Genomic DNA, 19,780 nt, shown 5'->3' with positions numbered 1-19,780 from the left:
ATAAATATCAACGGGTTATTTCCCGTACCTTTTAGGTATAAACCTCACAATCCTGAATTGTTACCAGACAAGCGCCATTGTCTCTTTGCTTATCCCCTAAATCATACTGTCAAACTCCGAGGTGAGTTGTTTATCCAGTTCGTAAAGGTCTTCTCGGAAGTTGAGCCGGCCTTCTTCGTCCTCAAAAGTGGTGAGGTAGAAGATGTATACGGGTATTTTCTTATCCAGCCGTACGACCTCGTGCCTGTTGTTGTTCATCTTCTCGGTTACCTGCTGCCGGGTAAACTGCGGAAACAGCCAGTCGGCCATCCAGGCGGGGTCCTCTACCCGAATACAGCCGTGGCTGAAAGCCCGCTCGCGCTCGTCGAACAGGTGGTCGGCGGGCGTATCGTGCAGGTAAATGGCATACTCATTGGGAAACATAAACTTTACTTTGCCCAGCGCATTCCAGGGCCCCGGCTTCTGGCGAATGCGGTAACTGCTCAGGTTGTTCCAGTTGACCCGGCTCCGACTGACCACCCTGGCATTGTTCCCCCAGCCATCCAGAATTTCGTAGTGATGACGACGCTGGTAGCCGGTGCTGGCTTTGATTTTTGGCCATAACTCTTTGGTAGCAATGCTGGTCGGTACGTTCCAGTACGGCGAAAACTCCGCGTACTCGATCATATCGCTGAAGATGGGGGTCGCATTCATCTCCTTACCCACCACTACTTTCATTTGCTTAATGGCCTTACCTCCCTCGTACACCCGTAGCCGGTACTCCGGTATGTTCACCAGCACGTAGGTATCGGGCATATCGCCGGAAGCAAACCAGCGAATTCGGTCCAGGTTCAGCATGATCTGCTTCAGCCGGGTTTCTACGGGTACGTTCATCACCGCCACCAGGTTGTCGGTAATAGCCGCTTCCACCGCCAGGCCGTTCCGGGCCTGATAGCGGTTCACCGCCTTAACCAGCAACGAATCGAACAGCGTGGGCTGCTGCCACTGATCCGGAGGAGTTGCCAGATCGCCCGTCAGGTAAAGCCGTTTCCGAATTGTCGCCAGCCGGGAATCGGCATCCCCTGGTTTTAGTTTATCCCCTTTTTCGATGGTGGGCCAGCCGCCTTCGTCCAGGATTTTCTGGTAGGTTTGCAGGTGTTGCCGCAGCTTATTGTACTGAGCAAAGCGCGGCCGGAAGTAATCCAGCGAAGCATCGATCCGGCCATTGACGGCCTTCTGAAGATGGGTGTAGAGGGTATCGGGAGCTTGTGGTTTTATATGCCACGACTTGCCGAACTTATCCGGGTTTACTTTACCGGTGGCAATCATATCGGCCAGTTTCAGATACGAGGCCGACAGCCACACGTCCAGCCGGGCCACCGACTCGGCGGAGGCCCGATCCGTCCGGGCCGTATCCAGCAAACTGCGTAATTCCTGAATCGGATAGGCCTCCGGATTAAGCCCTTCCCGGTCTAGATGTTGCAGCAGATTTAGCAATTCCTGGGCGGTATTGGTGTTCCAGGCCGGACTAAACTCCCGGTTGCTGTAAAAAGCGAAAAGATCCGGCGCTACCTTCTTCTCGTTAATTTTAGGAAAGTCCTTTTTAACGTCCGTCTCGCTAATCCAGGCTTTAATATACTGGCCGGCATCGTCCCCGCTCCCAGTTGCCACGGTACCGCTAAAATCAAATCGCTGGCCCCTTTCATTCCCGCAGGCCAGCAAACCGACCGTCATGAACAGGAGCCACTGTTTTTTTATAACTCGCATAGGTTCATCTGTTTCCATTGGCCAACCACCAATGACCGTTTATTTATGAACCACCGCACAGAGCCGAAGGTTTCCTAGTTTCGGTACCGCCGGTTCCAGATTCTACGGGGAAGCGGTTTTGAGAGCGTGAAGGTATACTGGCGGGGGGCATTGCTATCGGCTACCAATTCCCGGTATTTCTGGTGTTCCAGAATGGGCTCCAGCGCCGAAAGGAGAGCCCAGATCAGGCCGTTCAGGCCGTCTTTGTAGCCGCGCTGAAGGACGAACAAACGGAAGAATATGGCTAGGAAACAAACAACCTGACCGGGCAGGCTTACCTTTTTCCGGACCCGTATCCGTTCCTGAGCGCTGTAGGTGATGCGGGTGTTGAGTTGGTCCAGACACTCCCCTACCGTTGCGCTATTGTAGTGGAGCAATGGCGATTGCAGCGGCAGCAGCTTACCGCCGACGATGACTTCTTCGTTGACCAGCCAGGGCGTAATGCCGCCGTGCTGCCGGTTAAAGATTCGCAGCACCGGCTGCCGGTACTGACCGCCGTACCGGAGCGGCCGGCCCAAAAAAAACTGGTTACGCGGTACCGTAAAGCCCTGGTAGTGGTGGCGCCAGGTGCGAAAGCCCTGCTGCAGTTCATCGGCCAGCGCTCCGGAAACTTCCTCGTCGGCATCCAGCACCAGCACCCAGGGGTTGCGGGCGAGCCGTAAGGCGTGGTTTTTTTGCGGCCCAAACCCATCGAACCGGCGAAACGTGATACGGCAGCCATACTGGCGGGCAATCGTCAGCGTGGTATCCGTGCTGCCCGAATCGACCAGGATGATTTCGTCGACCCAGCCGTGTACCGAGGCCAGCGCACGGGCTAAGGTGCGGGCGGCATTCCGCGCGATGACAATGACGGACAGCGGAAGGACGGCGGGCTTGTTCATGAAGCAGGGTTTTCGCTAACGTAAAGACGACCCGGCCTCCATCATCCTGTTTATCAGGGGGAAACCACCGACGGGGAGAGTTCGTCCGGGTGCCGGGTTATGGTTTGTTTATAGCGCAGGCTATGGCCCACCGGGCTGCCGCGCAGAATAAAAAAAGCTAGTTGACCGTACATGGCGTCCCGGCTCAGCTTGCGAATATTCTTCAAAAAGAAGAACAGCCGCAGCAACTGCCGGGCCGGCCAGCCATGATATTTGCGGTAATAATGAAACAGTGAGATGTAATACTCCTTCTCGATGTTCAAATTCCGCCGGGTACTGCCTCCGCTGTAATGCATGTATCGGGCATCGGGTACCAGCACCGCCGAATAACCCTTCTGGGCTAGCCGTTTACACAAGTCTTCTTCCTCGCAGTACAGAAAATATACCGTATCCAGACCACCGACCTCCGCAAACGCCGACGCCCGCACAAACATGGCGCTGCCCGATACCACCGGCACCTGCACCGGCGCTTCATAAGCCGTTTTCAGCGGAGGGTATGCCGCTGGCCGAAACACCCGCATGATACCGTGACCCAGCAGCTTTACGCCTAGCGTCGGAAAATAGCTGAACGAGTGCTGCCGCTCCCCGGCTTCATTGTACATCTGGGGCACACAAACGCCCACGTTGGGGTGCTGCTCCATATACTCGTACAACCGGCTACCCACGTCGGTCAGCAGCAGGCAGTCGTTGTTCAGAAAAAAGTGATACGCCGAATTCGGACTGGCAGCCTGAACCCCCAGCATATTACCGCCGGCAAAGCCCAGGTTCAGCCGGCTGTGTATCAGCTTCACCACCGGATCACTGGCTAATGGCTGCAGCCGGGCAAAATCGTCCGGCTGCGAATTATTATCGACAATGATCAACTCGTAGTCCGATAGCCGGGTCTGCCCCCGGATGGAAGCTACGCACCGGAGCGTAAAGGCGCTGGAATTGTAGTTGATCAGAATAACGGACAGCTTCATACATCTGGATATGATGCACAAAGATACCCTTTGTTAGACATTGGACGTTAGACGTTAGATGTTAGACAGAGGTCCAACGTCTAATGTCCAACCTCTCCCTCCTTATCCGACTTTAAACTGCCGCAGCGTATAAGTAAACGTCATCATGAAATACCGCTGCAATACCAGCGAGCGGGTATCTTCTACATAGGTATCCGTCAGTGAGCGGTTGATGCTGGTGTTCTGCTTCAGCAAGTCGAAGCCGGTGATCTTGAGTTCACCCCGGTTGTCTTTCAGGAATTTCTTGCCGAAGGACGCATTCCAGAGCGTAAAGTTCTGGTTGAACCCACCCGTCAGCCCCTGATACTGCTGGTTACTCAGATCAGACTGGAGCAGAAAGCCTTTGCCGAACAGCCAGTTTACCCTGGCCGTAGCGACGCCGAAATAAAAATTATTGTCCAACTGCGGCTGTATGGTGTTTTTGATCTGGTTGTAGTTGAACGTGTACGAGAGCGTAAAGTCCAGTTTCTGGCTGATGTTGCTGCTCAGCACCGCCCCCTGCGAGAACAGCGAGCTGTTGGCGTAGTTGATGCGGTTGTTGATCAGACCGGGTGTTCGGCTGTAGTTGACGCCGAAGTTGGCGCTCAGGTTGCTCTTGATGAAACCAAGCGGCATACCGTACGTCACAAATGAGCGCATGTTCCACAGCCCGTCCAGGTTTACCGGCCGCGACAGTTGCACGCCCTGACCGATTAGTGTACCATTTGGCAGTCGGGCCGTGCCGTCGCTAATAAGGGTTGAGTTGCCGATGTAGTTGTTGGTCATGCTGGTGGCCACCAGCACAAACAGCGTACGCGACTGGGTGGGCTTGGTCAGCGAGTAACGGGCCGTAAAGTTGTGGCTATAGGCCTGTTTCAGGTCCGGATTACCGGCCGTCAGGAACAAGGGGTTGGAGTTGTCGATCACGTTCTGCAACTGCGTCACCGAGGGAGCCTGGGTATTGGTGCGGTAGAACAGGCGCAGGCGACTATCCTGGCTGAGCCGGTAGTCCAGCGTCATAAACGGCAGCACGTTGGTAAACGCGGCCCGTACATTGTTTACCCTTGGAAAGGTCTGTTCGCTGATAAGGTCGGCCCGCTGCACATTCACGTTAGCCGTAAAGCCGAGCTTAGGTGTCCGGTAGTTGTAGCCCGCACCAACCTGGTTGGTCACGTAATCGTTCAGAAAGTTGTTCGACAGCAGCGAATCCAGTTGGGTGTATTGCATCAGGATCGGGTTGTAGCGGTAGGTCTCGCGCTCCGATTCGCTGTTACGGTACGATACGTTATAATTCAGTTGTAACTGACTCACCTTCGTCAGCGGTTCATTATAGGAAACGTTGGCCGAAAGCTGATAGGTAGGTGCGATGCCCGTGGTCTGCTGCTGAATCCGGTCGATGCGGTTGTTTTGCGTGAAATACTGGTTCAGCGACAGCAGCGTACTGTAGCTATCGCGGTTCGACAGGTCGGTGCCTACATTGACCGACAGGGTGCGGCCCCGCTTGGCAAACCGGTGCCGGAACAGGATGTTGTTGGTGAAATTATAGCCGGTATTCCGGGCAAAATAATCATTGCTGGTCTGGTTCAGCCGCAGCGTATCCGACAGGTACGTCAGGCCAAATACATCGCTGTTGGAGCGGTTGCTCTGCCACCGCAGCCGGGGCGTAATCAGCAGCGAATTGTTCTGGTTGATGGTATACTCGATACGGGCATCAAACCGGTGATTGAAATTGCTACTGCTGGTATTGGACGTTTCGTCGTAAAACTGAGTCGTATTCTCGCCCAGGAAGTACTGCCGCAGCACCGACTGGGTGTTGCGGTTGTTGCTGTTGTTGAAGAAGTAGCTGCCCCGGAAGGTGACTTTCTTGCCCCAGTCGTCGGAGTAGTTGATACCGAAGGAATTGGTGCTGTTGATACCTTTCTGCTGGCCGACCAGGAAGTTATCGGCTCCGCCACCTCCTCCGCCGAAGTTACCTCCGCCACCACCACCACCGCCACCGGCACCACCGCGGCCGCCACCACCTCCGCCACCGGCACCACCGCGGCCACCACCGCCCCGGCCCCCGAAACCACCACCCCCTCCGCCACTACTGACGCCGAGAAGGTCCTGGCTGGCAAAGTTCTGCTGGTTGATGTTGTTGGACAGGCCCACGACGGATAGCCGCCGGGCACCTTTGAAAAAGTTGACGTTACCACCACCGGAGTATACATCATCGGTACCGTAGCCGCCGTATACCCGGCCAAAAGTGCCCTGCTGCCGGTCGCCCCGCGTGACGATATTGATGGTTTTCTGGGTATTGCCGTCGTTGAAACCGGTAAACTGCGACTGGTCGCTGAGCCGGTCGAATACCTCGATTTTATCGACGATTTCGGCCGGCAGGTTGCGCAGCGCGGCCGAGGGATCGTCACCGAAGAACGGTTTGCCGTCTACCAGTATCTGCTGCACATCTTCCCCCTGGGCCTTTATGGTTCCGTTCTCCACGGTTACGCCCGGCATTTTTTTGACGAGGTCTTCGGTGGTAGCGTCCTGATTGACCTTAAAGGCATTGGCGTTGAACTGGAGCGTATCGCCTTTCTGCTGGGCGGTCGCCTGGCGGCCTACTACCTTCACCTCCTGCAGGGTTTTGGCATCTTCCTGCATCACCACTGTGCCCAGGTTCTGGGTATCCTGCGATAGCCGCACCGGGCGGTTCACTTCCTGAAAGCCCAGGTAGGTAGCCCGCAGCCGGTAGCCACCGGGAGCGAGACCCGTCAGCATAAATACCCCATTGGTGTCGGTGATGGCGTATTTTTTCTGGGTGGTATCCTGCCGGGCCGACAGAATGACGGGCACCCCGATCAGCGGCTCCTGTTTCGCATCCATGATTTTACCGGTCAATTGAAGGCTCTGCGCGTGGGCGGGCAACGCCGTCTGGCAGAAACCCAGAACGAGCAGCCAGCCAGTAAGCCGCATAAACCGGCAATGACACATTCGGGATAGTTGGACCAGGGTATGGAAAGACATCAGTAGAAACGATAAAGTTGAATGAAAAGACGTTGAGTTGATGAAGTGCGTAGAATGGGGGATCGGTTTGTTGGTCCGGACATGGCCCCACCAGATCTGGTGGGGGTCATGCCGGTCTTTTTTCGGTCAATCAGGCTGCCTGTACGGCCTTACTTCTGATTACCGCGCTGACCACGGCCTTGCATGGCCATTTCTTCTTTGAAAGCGCCTTTGGCATCAAAAACGAGCCGCTTACGGGTTGTGTCCGCCATAATCATCACGTGATAATTCTTGTCGGCATCCTGCATGGCCCGCCGGACCTCAGCCTTTGGGTATTTTTCTTTTACGTAGTTTGTTACGGAAGTTGGTAGGGCCGATGCTTCTACGGGGGTCATATCCCGAAAGCGGCCCTGCTGCCCGCCACCACCACGCTGCTCCGTTTGCGGAGCCTGACTCTGCTGGGCATAGCCTTTATACGTGACCGCACCGACCAGCAAAAGGCTTAAAAAAATAACTGATTTCATGGGTATGTCGATTAGATACGTTTCCTTAGGTGTAAGTTGGCGGGGTAAACCTGCGGATGGAGCAGAAAAAAAATCAGTTTTGCCGGTGTTGGGTCGAATCGGCACCGGGCCGGTTGTAGCCCCCCTGGCCGGCACGTCCGCTAAACCACCGGGCCGGAAACCGCGCCAGCACTTCGGTCAGTCTGGCCCGCTGCTCAGGCGTACAAAGTGCCCGCACCTGCTGAAAATGCCGGAACGTCTTCACGTCGATCTGCGCCAGCTTTGTTTCCAGTTGCTCGGCCTGCTGCTGCAACTGGGCATCGGTCAGGGTAGTATCGTTCACCTGCTGAAAAAACCGTTTCCGGCTTTCGTGTATCTCTTCCAGCATGGGCCGGATGATTTTAAAATGCTCGTCCCGGAGTGCCCGGTACTGCTTCCGCTGCTCCTCGGAGAAATTCAGTTCCCGCGACAGAAACAGCCGCCGGTCGGTACGGCGCGTCTGTTGCCGGGGAGCCAGGTACATCCAGACCAGTAACGCCAGATTAAGCAAGGCCAGCCCCACAATAATACCTACCATCAGGCGGTATCGCTTCGTCTCATTCATCGGCATATAATCCCTGGCGGTTTAACTGATATTCGGAGACAAAGCCCTCATAGGTAAACTGGTCTGTCTCGGCCGGGCGGTCTTTCGCCCAGTCGCTGCTCAGCGCTACAGATACATTGAGCCCGATCAGCAGGCCCAGCGCCCCCAGCGCGTAGCCGGGCTTACGGAGCCACCACGGCAGCACCGCCGACGGCTCCTGCCAGGCCTGTAGCCGCGCGTGCAGGCGGGTGTAAAAAAACGGGCGTGGGCGGGCCGGTTCAATCGCTTTTAGCTGCTCAAACAGGCTTTCCCACTTTTCATGCTGGTCAGATGGATTCATGGCTTTTTCAATTCTGTATAATACGCATTCAGTTGTTTACGCAAATTCTGTTTGGCCCGGTGCAGCAGCGACTCCACCGCCGATACCGTGTTCTGCATGATCTCTGCTACCTCCTGGTAGCTGGCCTGGTTGAGGTAGTGAAGCGTAAAAGCTACTTTCTGGGTCGCCGGCAGTTTATCAATGGCCCCAAAAAGCAGTTTCATCTGCTCACTATTCTCCAGCGACACGCCCGGATGAATAAAGTCCGGTGGCTCGTGCAGTACCTCGTTATCAGCCCCAAACAGGCTCGTTATAAAGGCAAACCGCTTTTTGGCTTTCCGCCGGCGGTGGTGCTCCAGGGCTTTGGAGGTGGTAATCCGGTAGATCCAGGTCGACAGGCGCGACTCTCCCCGAAAGCGGTCGATGGTCTGGTATACCTCTATAAATACCTCCTGGGTAACGTCTTCGGCTTCTTCGGCCTGCTGCACGATCACCAATGCCATGTTGTATACCCTATCCTGAAAGGATTCGACAAGGGTACGAAAGGCCGGCTCGCTGCCCGCCTGTAATGCAGCTATTAAGTCCGATTCCTGCAACCAGGTTACTAGATTAAAATCATGTGGATATTTTACGTAGGTGCGTAGTTTGCAAAAAACCTGCGGGTGGGCAAAAAAAATGAAGTATGTACGGATAACCTGTACCCCCAACACGCTATAGATAGATAGCTGCGCCCGATCAGTTGCCTACCAATCAATAAGTGATTGGTAAAAGGTAGCGGCTCCGGCAAACAATTCAGGGGCTGGTCTGTTCCACCTTTAACTCAATCGCAACGTTATGTATTCTAAAATAAATACGCTACGCATTATCCTCATCGCTTTGTTTGCATTCAGCCTGTTTGTGGTTCACCGCCTGCTTTTTCAACCTAAAGGGCTTTTTCCGGATTATTTTACGGGCAGCAGCTCCGTTGTCTCAGCTGCCGCCATCAGCTTTTCCGCCGTTGCCGGCTTTTCGCTGGTTTGTCTGCTGATCCTGACGCCCCCGCAGACAAACGAAAACCAGAAACCGTAACGGCCTGCTAGCGGTTGGTTAGTTTACCCTGTATTCATTACCAGCCCCGGACGTTCGTGTCCCGGACGTTCGTGTCCCGGACGTTCGTGTCCCGGACGTTCGTGTCCCGGACGTTCGGGCGGCTATAGTTGCTGAACCGGAAACCCGTGTATGTTCTGATACGCCGACGGAGCCGGACATTTCCTGGGCTTTAACCAGCTTTTGCGCAGACCGACGTAAAAACCCAGTTGGTCGACGTATAAGCCGCCCCGGTCCAGGGCGGCTGCTACATTAACCTGCCAGCCGCTCCGGGTAACGGGTATCTGCAGCGCCAGGAAGGACGAAAGCTGCCAGGCTGGTCGGCTGAACGGAACATCGTAGATGCCCCAGTTTTCACTGGCCGACCCTTTCAGCAAAACGCTGTACCTCGACCGAATGAGGAGGTTCAGTGCGGCATGAAAAACCATAACACGGTTGTTGTTGGTAAATGCGTTCGGCGGCAGTTCAGGGCGGGTCGTGTACCAGGGTGTGATAAACGGCGTCCCAATGGTTTGGCCCAGATACGACCAGCCGTCGCGGTACTGTCCATGGTTAAAGTAGTTGTCGCGCCCCCGCAACCGGGCCGGCGAATCGCTGAAGACGGCTCCACCCTGACTTCGGGTATACAGGAATTCAGCCAGTACCTGCTGGAGTGAAATCACGCTCCGAAGCCGCCGGCGGTTGGTAAACCGGATGCCGTTGAGGCCATCGACAATATTGGTCAGGTAGAATAGCGAGCCATCTTCGTATATCGACTGGCGATAGACCAGCAGGGAGTACTCCCGCCCAGTGATTTCCATACCGACATCAACGGTGCCCAGGTGATTTCCCAGCCGGTTCCAGCGATCAAACGGGCTGTATCGGGTCGTATCTACCTCCAGGCGGGTACCCAGGCTTTTGGCCGTAACAACATCCCTGTAATCGCCCCAACCCGCAGGAAAACGCCCCCCCCGAATGTATCCGGTTGAGAGTACGTCTGTTTCGGTACCTCCCCACTGCACCTGATGATTGATGCCCCCAATGAGATGAATGGGCCACCTGGGCCGTCCAAACCGGACATATAAGGCTTTCTGATGGAGGTATGAACGCTGCACAAATCCGTTGTTGAACCAGCCGTGCGCCAAAAAGCCCTGCACAGCCAGCAACTGAGCCGTCATCGGTACCGGTACGTAATTGGGCAAGGTAACCTGGATTTTCGGAATGGGCAGTGCATTCCCAGACCAGGCATAAGGGCCTACACCCATGGTCGAGTCGGCCAGGCCAATGACCTCCCGGCGTCGGCCTCCCCAGATTTCAAACGGCCCCAGCCTTAATGTCAGATACGCTTCCGGCACAATAACCTGTTGCGTTTTACCCGCATTCAGCACGGCTTCAACGCCATAAGACAGGCCGAAAAATGGGGCTTTACGGGCTAACACCCGATCTGTATCGGCCAGCATCCGGTGGTACCGCTCGTCGTGCCGGAACCCCAGTCGCAATGCACCATACGGCATCACTACCGGTACCGTTCCGAATTGGTTCGCCCGCAGCCAGAACGGCGTCTGCTGGTTCGGTGCGTAATACCCTCCTGCCTCTCCGAAGATATGCGTTGGGCCAAAAGCTTTAGGGTCGAATTGACCCCAAACCAGTGTTGGAATCAGGAAAATCAATCCAAGAAATCGCATAAAATTACAGGCAGAGAAGGCGGGCCGGCAACTACCCCGACAGGGTTACCCGGCAAATGCTGCACTATCGTACAAAAAATATACCATACGTTATTTCTGCCAGCTACCCACCCACGAATACTGTCGATTCCTAACTGTATATGTGACTTTTATAATCTTTTCTTGAATAAAAGAAAGACCCCGGACTTTAAAACGTATATACCTCAACGTATATATTAGCAACAAACAGGGCCATTCCCTCAAAAACCGAACCAGCTGTCAACATTCCGGTACCGGTTTAGTTAATTGCTCAGGTTGGAAACCAACAATCTGCTTTGATCCTTGATACGAAACAACCACATATGATGCAATGGGGTAACGACGTATCGCTTTCGCATTGTGAAGACGAAGGAGCATATTGTCACCAGCCTGGTTTTGTTGCCAGGCTTTTTTACTCAAATTAGTCAAACTGATTCTCATGAAAATTACAGAACACTCAACGTCGGAAAACCCTCTCGCAACCGAAACACCCAATCAGACTACTCCTGCAAGTCCCCGTCTTACGTTGCCCAGATCGTTTGAAAAAAGTGTACGGCATCTTCTCTGTTTCTCTCACCTCCGCTGGAATTTTGTGTATCAGCGGCCGCAGCATCTGCTGAGCCGGGCCAGCAAGCAGTGGCATATCTGGTTTATTGAGGAACCCATCTGGGGCGATGAGTGGAAGGTAGAATTACGATCTGTTAATGAGCAGCTTACAATTGTTGTTCCGCATCTGAAACACGGGACGCCGGCTCAGGACGTGCTGGTTTATCAACGCCGGATGGTCGACCAGTTACTCGAAAGCGAGCGTATCACCGATTTTGTTGCATGGTATTATACGCCTATGGCCCTGGAATTCAGTGATCATCTGAGCCCTCAGTTGACCATATACGATTGCATGGATGAGCTGTCGGCGTTTCTGGGCGCTCCTCCGCAACTGATTGAGCAGGAGAAACGACTGATGCAGCAGGCCGAGATTGTCTTTACCGGTGGCTACAGCTTATACGAAGCCAAACAAAAGCGGCACCCAAAGGTGTTTGCCTTCCCCAGCAGTATCGATTACAACCATTTTTGCCAGGCCCGACGGCCACTGCCCGACCCGACCGACCAGCGGAACCTGTTAAATCCACGCATCGGTTTCTGCGGGGTTATCGATGAGCGTTTCGACTGTACGTTGTTCTCCGAGCTGGCGCAGCGCCGTCCCGACTGGCAGTTTGTGCTGCTGGGGCCCGTTGTCAAGGTAGATCCGGCCTGTTTGCCTAAAGGCAGCAATATTCATTATCTGGGCATGAAAACGTATCAGGAATTACCGGCCTACTTCAGTAACTGGGATGTGGCCATTCTGCCGTTTGCTCTTAATGAGTCGACGCGGTTTATCAGCCCGACGAAAACACCGGAATACCTGTCGGCCGGCTTGCCCGTGGTGTCTACGCGCATCCGCGATGTAGTCCGGACCTACGGTAGTGCCGGTTATGTGCAGATAGCAGATACAGCCCAGGCGTTTGAACAGGCCATTGACGCGGCTCTGCTCGGTCGCCATCCCTCTGATTGGGTAGCGATTGATACCTTCCTGACCGAAAATTCATGGGATAAGACCTGGAGCGATATGGCACGTATTATGCAGGGCCACCTCCAGTTGGTTACTGATCAATAAATACATTGCACCTGGCCGACAGACAAACGGCCGTCCGGCCAGACCGGTGTTACCGGCTGTATCTACCCTGCCTTACATACCGGGGTAGATACAGCCGGGCGGGCCGGCTGGGCTCATGTTCCACCATTCAGATGCTTACGTGAAGAAATCAACTATTTCTACCTACATAGCTCAGCCACTGGCCCTGTGGGGCGGTATCGAATGCACCGTCCATCGGGTTGGCGATCAGTACTTCGACCAGCTGCAGCGTACCGGGCACCACCACCGCTGCGATGATATTAAACGCCTGGCGGACCTGGGTCTGCAAACGATTCGCTATCCGCTGTTGTGGGAGCGGGCCGCTCCCCACCGCCCCGACCAGATTGACTGGCAGTGGGCCGATGAGCGAATGCAATGTCTGCGGGAACACCAGATTCGCCCTATTGTCGGACTGGTGCATCATGGCTGCGGCCCCCGCTATGCCACCTTCGAGCGAACGGCTTTTGAGCGCGAACTACCCCGCTACGCCCGCCAGGTCGCCGAACGCTTTCCCTGGATCGACGCGTACACCCCCATCAACGAACCCCTCACCACTGCCCGTTTTTCGGGCCTGTACGGGCACTGGTATCCGCACGGCCGGCACGATAAGGTGTTTGCCCAATTGCTGGTGCGGGAATGCCGGACTACAATACGGGTGATGCGGGAAGTCAGACTGGTAAATCCGGCTGCGCAACTGGTGCAGACCGACGATCTGGGTCAAACGCACAGTAGTTCCCGGCTGAGCTATCAGGCCGATTTTGAAAACGAACGTCGCTGGCTGACCTGGGATCTGCTTTGCGGTCGTGTGACTCCGCACCACCCCATGTGGGGCTACCTGCGCTACGCCGGTATCACGGAAGCCGATTTGTGGTATATGGTCGAAAACGCCTGTCCTCCGTCGATCATCGGCATTAATCATTACCTGACCAGTGAGCGGTACCTGGACCATAAACTGGCAACTTATCCGAAACACCTCTGGGGCGGTAACGGCCGGCACACATACGCAGACACAGAGGTAGTTCAGGCAGCTCCCGAGAAGCGGGTAGGATTGGAGGGACTGATCCGGCAGACATGGCAGCGCTACCAGATGCCGATTGTCATTACAGAAGCGCACCTGGGCAGTACAGTTGATGAGCAGTTGCGCTACCTGTGGGAGTTCTGGCAGGCCGCCGAACAGGCTAAAGCCGCCGGGGCCGATGTGCAGGCGGTTACCGTCTGGGCGATGCTGGGTTCCTACGACTGGCATTGCCTGCTTACCCGCTGCGAAAATTACTACGAAGCCGGCACTTTCGACGTCAGCAGCGGCCGGCCCCAACCAACGGAACTGGCCGCGCTCGTGCATCATCTGGCAACGGGCAAGCCCGCCCGGCATCTGATTCCACCCGGTCGTGGGTGGTGGCAAACCGCCAACGCAGATACGCCTATCAACGAACTGGTAGCCTAACCGCCGGGGCTTCACAACCCATGAGGCCCCGGCTGCCTTAGCTCTCTCCCTTTGGTACCACCATTACCACGTCCTCCTTATCAACCACAACCTGGCCCTCAGCCAGACCTTTGGGTTTGCGCACAAACTTTTTGGGTGTAACAATTACCGGGCACAGGCTGTCGGTCCGGCGTTTGGAGTACCAGGCGGCCAGTTCGGCCGCCCGCTCAATCACGGTTTTGGGGAAGGTTTTACCGGCCTGGTGTTTAATAATTACGTGCGAGCCGGACACATCGCGAGCGTGCAGCCATAGGTCATCTTTGTAGGCATAGCGCTGCGTCAGCAGATCGTTGTTCTTAGCGTTCCGGCCAATCAGTATTCGGAAGCCTTCGTGCTCAACTTCTTTAAACAACTGCGCCGGACCTTCCCCTACGGCATCCGACAGCAGATTATGCTGCTTAATGTATTTGCGTAATTCCTTCAGCGATTCAATTGATCCCAGAGCCGCCCGATGCGCCTGTATTTGTGTAATCTCCTCTTCGCGGGCGGTGAGTTGCCGCTGTAGATGTTCTTCTTCAATCTTTTCGTTCTTCGCTTTCCGATAGTAGCCTTCGGCATTTTTCTGGGGAGTCAGATCAGGCTTTAGCTTAATGGTGATGGGCCGATCGTGGTAGAAGTCGTGTAGCGTCACCGACTCAGGCGAACGGGCTCCCGGCGGTTCCGGTATCTGATGCAGATTGGCCATCAGAATATTGGCGATCTGTTCGTTCCGGCTGTTTTCGTCGCGGTTGATGAGTCGCTCCAGATTGGTATCGATATACGCCTGTGCCCGTTTCAGCCGCTTGTCGAACAGCCGTAGCACCTCACCCTTCTCCCGCTCAAAGGTATTCTGACCGTTATAGGCAATATAAAACCGGTTAGCCGCTTCCAGGGGCTCATCAAATTCCCGCCGGATCTCCCCCACCGGCAACAGCGACAGGGCCGGCCGGTGTTCAATCCGCGTCAGATAATACCTCGGCCGCTCCAACTGCGCCAGCACCTCCTGCAAAACTGCCCATTTTTCTCGCCCCTCAGCCTCTTTTTCGGCCTCTCCTATCTCCTTTCCCTCTTTATCCCCTATCCGCTCTGCCAAATACCCATTTACCACCTTCCCAAATGTCGGGAACAGCTTACGATAGTCGTAGCCGGCCCGCACAAAGGCTTCCCACGACTGATCGATAGGCCGGTCGAGGGCATCCAGCACGAGTTGGTTGTCGGTGACCAGTTTCTGGTTGAACAGTTCGATGACGGTATTGTCTGTAAAAGCCAGCAGGTTTGGGCGGTTACCGAAGAACTTGAACAGCAGCGTATACTTGTTGTCCAGCAGAATACCCAGGCAACGCTCGTTCAGGAAGGCCCGTACGCCCAGCACCGGTCGGTCATATAGGGTTTCAAACAAATCGACGCTGTTGGTACGGGCCCGCTGCACTACCTCCGGAAACAGCAGCCCGGAGAAATCCGGCCGCAGGGTTGCTTTGATGTAGAACGGCCGGTAATAGTTGATTTTCCCCCGTGCCTGCGCAAAGACCATCACCAGTTCATCGCGGTCCTGGCTGAAACACGCCATCAGTTTCAGGCCCGCTATCTGCGATTCCAGGGCCGGTGCCAGTTGCCGGAGAAAGTAATAGTTGGTGTGCATGGCGCAAAGGTATAACGAAATGAGCCATTACCCGAAAAGGCAGAATACCGGTAAACAATCGTACAAACCGGTCGGTTAATTCCCTACAACCAAAAATACCTAACGTTATGAGCAACAAACGCACAGACCAGCCCGGTTCGGTCGATAAACAGGCCAACCACGATCGCACCCGCAATACCCAGGCGCGTGATACAGCAAAAAACAAGCCTCATATGGAGCAGATTCGCTCCGATCAGGATAAGAGCGTGCAGGAGCCGGAAGAAAACCACGACCCAAACGCCAAAACCAAATCTGAACTGATGTTTGAGCGCGGAGGCCACGGCCGCTCCGGCCACGCCAGCACCCGCAACGGCAGCGAATCGGGGAGTTAAGAGTGAAGAATTAAAAGTTATGAGTTATGAATTGCTTGCGCCAGCTAACTCTTAACTCTTCACTCCTTCAAGATCCATGTCTTTGGTTGCCAGCTATCGTGAATGGTGGTGAGATCCAGAGTGGGGTCGATCAGCAGGCGGCTGGGACGGGCGTTGAGGGTTACGTATACTTCGGCCCGTACCTGCGGCTTGTGGAGGCCCTGCTTTTTGTAGTAATCGGCCAGGTAGTGGGCAAACTGGAGGATCAGGTCCGGTTGCATGGCCATTTGCTTTTCTTGATGGTCGTTCAGAAAGTCCCGGTTGTCGACTATGCCTTCCCGGCCCGTCCGGCTGTCTTTCACGTAAAACGTAGCCGTACCGGCTTTTTCCATCAGCATCACCCGCCAGCCAAAGCGGTAGCCTTCTTCGGTCCAGAACGAATCGCCCGGATATAAGAGGTAACGCCAGGGGAACAGAAGTTGAAAGGCCAGGAAAATGAACAGTAGAGAACCCAGCATGAAAGCAGGAACGGATGGAGTCCAGATACTCCGTGTCTGCGCAATATTCTGAGCCGGCGGATGATTCATTCGTAACGCCCGTTCATGCCACCGTGCCGAAAAGAAAATGGGTGTACTGGCAATCATGACCAGCGGAAAGACGCCGATCTGGAACAGAATGCCCGTCAGCACGTGAAAAACCACGACGGTGACATACGCCAGCGGGCGACTTCGGGGCCAGATCAGAAAGAAGATGATGAAGGTATCGTACAGCATTCCGGCCCAGCTAAACACATAGGGCATCCAGGGATGGGCAAACAGCGGCCCCAGCACCGGAATGGTGTCGTTGGCCGGTAGCCAGATTTTCAGCGGGAGGGCATTGATCAGCCAGTCGTAACGGATCTTGGCCAGGCCGGCGTAGATGTATACCAGCGTGAGTTGAAACTGAATGATAAAAATTGTCCAGCGCGGCACCTGCGTGCGGAGCAGCGCCGGACTCCTCCGCACATCAACCGACACCGCCCGGTTGGCCGGCAACCAGATGAGCAGGAAGCTGACGACACTGACAAAGTAGTAATGGTTGAGATAATAGGTAATGTCAATCAGTTCGCAATAGGTAAACGTCAGGAAGAACGTAAGGGCCGACAGCCGGTAAAATGCTCCCAGCATAATCCCCAGCGCCCCCACCAGCATCAGGCCGTGAACAAGGTACATACCTACCGGCAAGAGCGGCTCTACCCACGCAAACCCATAGTACTTGAAATGCAGCGCCGGCCGGACAAAATGCTCCTCAATCCAGCCCAAACCAATAAACCGCACCGTACTGATCACCATCATCGCCCCGAACAGGATGCGGAAGGTGATGAGGGGAGCGATGGAAGTCGAAAGCGTGAACGAGCGAATGAGTGAAAGCGTGAACGAGCGGTGACCTGTACCCAGACGCCGATCGGTAGTCAAATCATCACTTTCCCGAGTTATCACGCTTTCACTCATTCGCTCGTTCACGCTTTTTTACCCTAATCCCCATCACCACTCGCAAACGTGATCGCAATGCCCAGCAGGGAAGACATATCACTCTTGAAAAAGCGGGTCAGTTTCTGACATTCGTTCAGGACGTTTTCGACCGCAGCCGGATTCGTCCGGATCTGCTGGCTCAGTGGCACGGTCTCCGGCAGGGCGTTCAATGCCTTCCGGACATTGCCCAGTTGAGCTTCCGTAGACGCCACCAGCGCCTGTCCGCCTTCTACATTCTCCAGGTATTCCTTAAATCCCACACCGGCCTTTCCGTCGCGGGAGCGGCCATACCAGATGTTTTCAATAGCCGTCAGGTGATTCTTTATAAACAGAAGCGACTGACCGCTGTAGTACCCCTCGGCGCGGGCCGGTTCGGCAGCGGTTTGCCCCGGACGCTTACCCAGCGGCAGTGCAACTTTAAAATTCTTAATGCTTTCGTAACTCCGGATAAATTCGTTGTATAGCTCCGAGGTGGCACTGCCGGCATCCGTACCGTTGCGGCTCACAAAAGAATTTGTATAGGTGTTCCAGCCAGCCACCACCTCGTCTACCCGTCGTTTGATGTCGGCCGTAGCTGCCGTCAGAAAATTCCGGCGGTTGGCCAACTGGAAGCTGGTCAGTATTTGAGCATTACTGCCCTCCGAATTAAAGATCAGGTACTCCACTGCCGGCAGGCCACGGGCATCCCGGTTGAAATCGTTGAAATTGGCGTTGTTGGCGGCAATCGTCGCTTCAACTTTGCTGGTCGTTGTCGGAAACGTTCCAATTTCTTCAATCAACCCTTTCCGGATACCCTCCTCCCCGGCCGGTCCGAAGTTGTAGGCATTGGCATACTGCCAGGCGGTGTAGGCGTCTGTCCAGGTAGTCTGCACCGCCGTCAGGTTAGCAGCCGTGGGGGCTCCGGCAAAGATAGTTGCGGCCGTATTCAGGGCGTTCACCTTTGCCTGCAGGTCAGCATACGCCGGGCGGATCAGGTTGTCGGCATACTGCTGAAGCATCGCCTTTCGGTCGAAGTTCCGACCCGTATTTACGGTTTCCCCTGGCTGCGAACAGGCACTGATGCCGCCCGATAAAACGAGCAGCATCAGCCATTTCTTACGTTGTTGAGTCAGCAATTGGGTCATTAGCGGCCTTGTTCGTTGATCCAGTTCTTCTTAAAGTCTTCAATTTCCTGGGTGCTGAACCCGTAAATATCTTTCAGTTTAGCGATAGCCTGCGTCAGTTTCGGCAACTGATTCACCGGATCGGTCAGGAACAGATACGACGTAGGGGTACCGCTGGCCGGCACGTTCATCAGCGTCAGCAGTTCGTCAATCTGCGCGTCGGTAATTTTCTTATGCTGTAAAGGCAGGGTCCGCCAGCCGTGCAGGAAACTCACCGCTTCGTTGTAGGCGTGCAGCGCCGATCCTTTCTGCGCATCCGTCAGCGTCGTGCTGCTTAGTGTCGAGATTGTCGTGTGCAGGTAGTTGATGGCAGTAGCGGCCATGGCTTTCTCCCAATATTGCTTAATCTCGGCAAAAGCAGCATTACGGTCGGCCGTATAGCGGCTACCCCCTTTGAGAGCCGCCTGGTAGCGGATAAAGGCATCGCGCAGTTTGGTGTAAATACCCGTACCATCGTTTTTGTCGCGACGGGCAGCATAGAGGGCCAGCAGCCGATCAGGCGTTGGATATTTGGCATTGTTGCTGTTCGGGAAGGCCGGGCTGGCACCAAACAAGGCAACCAACTGGTCGGCCGTAGCAGGTGTTGGGTTCTCGGCCGTGGCTAGTTGAACCGCGTAATTATATAAGGTAGCGCCGTACATGGCGTTCTCAAAGGCTTCCACCAGTCCAAACCCATTTTCGTCGAAAACATGACCACCGTACAAGCCTCCGCTACCTGTGCGAACGTTCGGATCAAATGTATTGCCGCCGGCTTTGGCCATTTTGGCAATCCAGCCGTTTGTCCCTTCAATTTTGCCGACATAATACGGTGTAGTGATACTTTTGAGCGAGGGTGTTCCGGTAGTAAACAGGTTGATCAATGTCTGCGCATCAATCTTAGTACCGGCCGTTCGAGCCTTTTTTGTTTCATTGACCAGGTTCGTGTATTGCTGAGTTACCGCTGTAGCGGTAGTAACATTGGTAGCGTAAGCAGCACCGTCATATTGTTGGGGAATTACCAGCGGATCAACGGTCTCTGTCTCTTTGCAAGCAGTGAAAGACAGCATAGTGATTACAACGAAGGCGGAAATTATACGTTTGCGCATAACAGGTAAAGCATGAAAGGATACTTAATTGGGTTGACGGCACAAACCTATTGCTTGT

17 protein-coding genes are annotated in these 19,780 nt (G+C 54.7%); 4 read left to right on the top strand and 13 right to left on the bottom strand.

Annotated features, from left to right (window positions below):
• Positions 1-96: 96 nt before the first annotated feature.
• The 8 genes from ABD931_RS05100 to ABD931_RS05065 all read right to left on the bottom strand — a co-directional run bounded on the left by ABD931_RS05100 (position 97) and on the right by ABD931_RS05065 (position 8,668).
• Positions 97-1,746, bottom strand: a complete 1,650-nt coding sequence (locus ABD931_RS05100) for a L,D-transpeptidase family protein (protein ID WP_345264612.1) — start codon at positions 1,744-1,746, stop codon at positions 97-99.
• Positions 1,747-1,820: 74 nt separating this feature from the next.
• Positions 1,821-2,666 carry a glycosyltransferase family 2 protein gene (locus ABD931_RS05095; RefSeq protein ID WP_345264610.1) on the bottom strand — a complete coding sequence of 282 codons (846 nt, stop codon included), beginning with the start codon at positions 2,664-2,666 and terminating at the stop codon, positions 1,821-1,823.
• A 53-nt stretch (positions 2,667-2,719) separates the two neighbouring features.
• Positions 2,720-3,667, bottom strand: coding sequence for a glycosyltransferase family 2 protein (locus ABD931_RS05090; RefSeq protein ID WP_345264608.1), 948 nt, complete (start codon positions 3,665-3,667; stop codon positions 2,720-2,722).
• A gap of 102 nt (positions 3,668-3,769) precedes the next feature.
• A complete protein-coding gene (locus ABD931_RS05085; protein WP_345264605.1) occupies positions 3,770-6,688 on the bottom strand; it encodes an outer membrane beta-barrel protein in 2,919 nt (972 codons plus the stop codon).
• 149 nt (positions 6,689-6,837) lie between these two features.
• Positions 6,838-7,191, bottom strand: coding sequence for a hypothetical protein (locus tag ABD931_RS05080; protein WP_345264603.1), 354 nt, complete (start codon positions 7,189-7,191; stop codon positions 6,838-6,840).
• A gap of 73 nt (positions 7,192-7,264) precedes the next feature.
• Positions 7,265-7,780, bottom strand: coding sequence for a Spy/CpxP family protein refolding chaperone (locus tag ABD931_RS05075; RefSeq protein ID WP_345264601.1), 516 nt, complete (start codon positions 7,778-7,780; stop codon positions 7,265-7,267).
• The gene (locus ABD931_RS05070; RefSeq protein ID WP_345264599.1) at positions 7,767-8,093 is read right to left on the bottom strand and encodes a hypothetical protein; all 327 of its coding nucleotides are present in this window, start codon (positions 8,091-8,093) and stop codon (positions 7,767-7,769) included. The genes ABD931_RS05075 and ABD931_RS05070 overlap by 14 nt, the downstream gene beginning before the upstream one ends.
• A complete protein-coding gene (locus ABD931_RS05065) occupies positions 8,090-8,668 on the bottom strand; it encodes an RNA polymerase sigma factor (protein ID WP_345264597.1) in 579 nt (192 codons plus the stop codon). The genes ABD931_RS05070 and ABD931_RS05065 overlap by 4 nt, the downstream gene beginning before the upstream one ends.
• 238 nt (positions 8,669-8,906) lie before the next feature.
• Here ABD931_RS05065 and ABD931_RS05060 point away from each other — a divergent pair, with 238 nt between their 5' ends.
• Positions 8,907-9,140 (top strand): hypothetical protein, encoded by a 234-nt coding sequence (locus tag ABD931_RS05060; protein WP_345264595.1) that lies wholly within the window; start codon positions 8,907-8,909, stop codon positions 9,138-9,140.
• Positions 9,141-9,262: 122 nt separating this feature from the next.
• Here ABD931_RS05060 and ABD931_RS05055 read toward each other — a convergent pair whose 3' ends face one another.
• Positions 9,263-10,822 (bottom strand): capsule assembly Wzi family protein, encoded by a 1,560-nt coding sequence (locus tag ABD931_RS05055; RefSeq protein ID WP_345264593.1) that lies wholly within the window; start codon positions 10,820-10,822, stop codon positions 9,263-9,265.
• A gap of 457 nt (positions 10,823-11,279) precedes the next feature.
• Here ABD931_RS05055 and ABD931_RS05050 point away from each other — a divergent pair, with 457 nt between their 5' ends.
• Both ABD931_RS05050 and ABD931_RS05045 read left to right on the top strand, forming a co-directional pair.
• Positions 11,280-12,494, top strand: a complete 1,215-nt coding sequence (locus ABD931_RS05050) for a glycosyltransferase family 1 protein (RefSeq protein ID WP_345264592.1) — start codon at positions 11,280-11,282, stop codon at positions 12,492-12,494.
• Positions 12,495-12,633: 139 nt separating this feature from the next.
• Positions 12,634-13,956 carry a family 1 glycosylhydrolase gene (locus ABD931_RS05045; protein WP_345264590.1) on the top strand — a complete coding sequence of 441 codons (1,323 nt, stop codon included), beginning with the start codon at positions 12,634-12,636 and terminating at the stop codon, positions 13,954-13,956.
• A 37-nt stretch (positions 13,957-13,993) separates the two neighbouring features.
• Here ABD931_RS05045 and ABD931_RS05040 read toward each other — a convergent pair whose 3' ends face one another.
• Positions 13,994-15,613 (bottom strand): NFACT RNA binding domain-containing protein, encoded by a 1,620-nt coding sequence (locus ABD931_RS05040; protein ID WP_345264588.1) that lies wholly within the window; start codon positions 15,611-15,613, stop codon positions 13,994-13,996.
• 107 nt (positions 15,614-15,720) lie between these two features.
• Here ABD931_RS05040 and ABD931_RS05035 point away from each other — a divergent pair, with 107 nt between their 5' ends.
• Positions 15,721-15,984, top strand: coding sequence for a hypothetical protein (locus ABD931_RS05035; RefSeq protein WP_345264586.1), 264 nt, complete (start codon positions 15,721-15,723; stop codon positions 15,982-15,984).
• Between the two features lie 59 nt (positions 15,985-16,043).
• Here ABD931_RS05035 and ABD931_RS05030 read toward each other — a convergent pair whose 3' ends face one another.
• Genes ABD931_RS05030 through ABD931_RS05020 form a run of 3 tightly spaced genes read right to left on the bottom strand, consistent with a single transcriptional unit; the run spans position 16,044 to position 19,683 of the window.
• Positions 16,044-17,417 carry an HTTM domain-containing protein gene (locus ABD931_RS05030; RefSeq protein ID WP_345264584.1) on the bottom strand — a complete coding sequence of 458 codons (1,374 nt, stop codon included), beginning with the start codon at positions 17,415-17,417 and terminating at the stop codon, positions 16,044-16,046.
• A 59-nt stretch (positions 17,418-17,476) separates the two neighbouring features.
• Positions 17,477-18,598: an imelysin family protein gene (locus ABD931_RS05025; RefSeq protein ID WP_345264582.1), complete on the bottom strand. Its 1,122-nt coding sequence runs from the start codon at positions 18,596-18,598 to the stop codon at positions 17,477-17,479.
• The gene (locus tag ABD931_RS05020; RefSeq protein WP_345264580.1) at positions 18,598-19,683 is read right to left on the bottom strand and encodes a hypothetical protein; all 1,086 of its coding nucleotides are present in this window, start codon (positions 19,681-19,683) and stop codon (positions 18,598-18,600) included. The genes ABD931_RS05025 and ABD931_RS05020 overlap by 1 nt, the downstream gene beginning before the upstream one ends.
• Between the last annotated feature and the right edge of the window lie 97 nt (positions 19,684-19,780).

The sequence above is a fragment of the Nibrella viscosa genome (assembly GCF_039541875.1).
Lineage (GTDB): Bacteria > Bacteroidota > Bacteroidia > Cytophagales > Spirosomataceae > Nibrella > Nibrella viscosa.
Note: the sequence above shows the minus strand (reverse complement) of the source record. Positions and strands in the feature narration are given on the sequence as shown.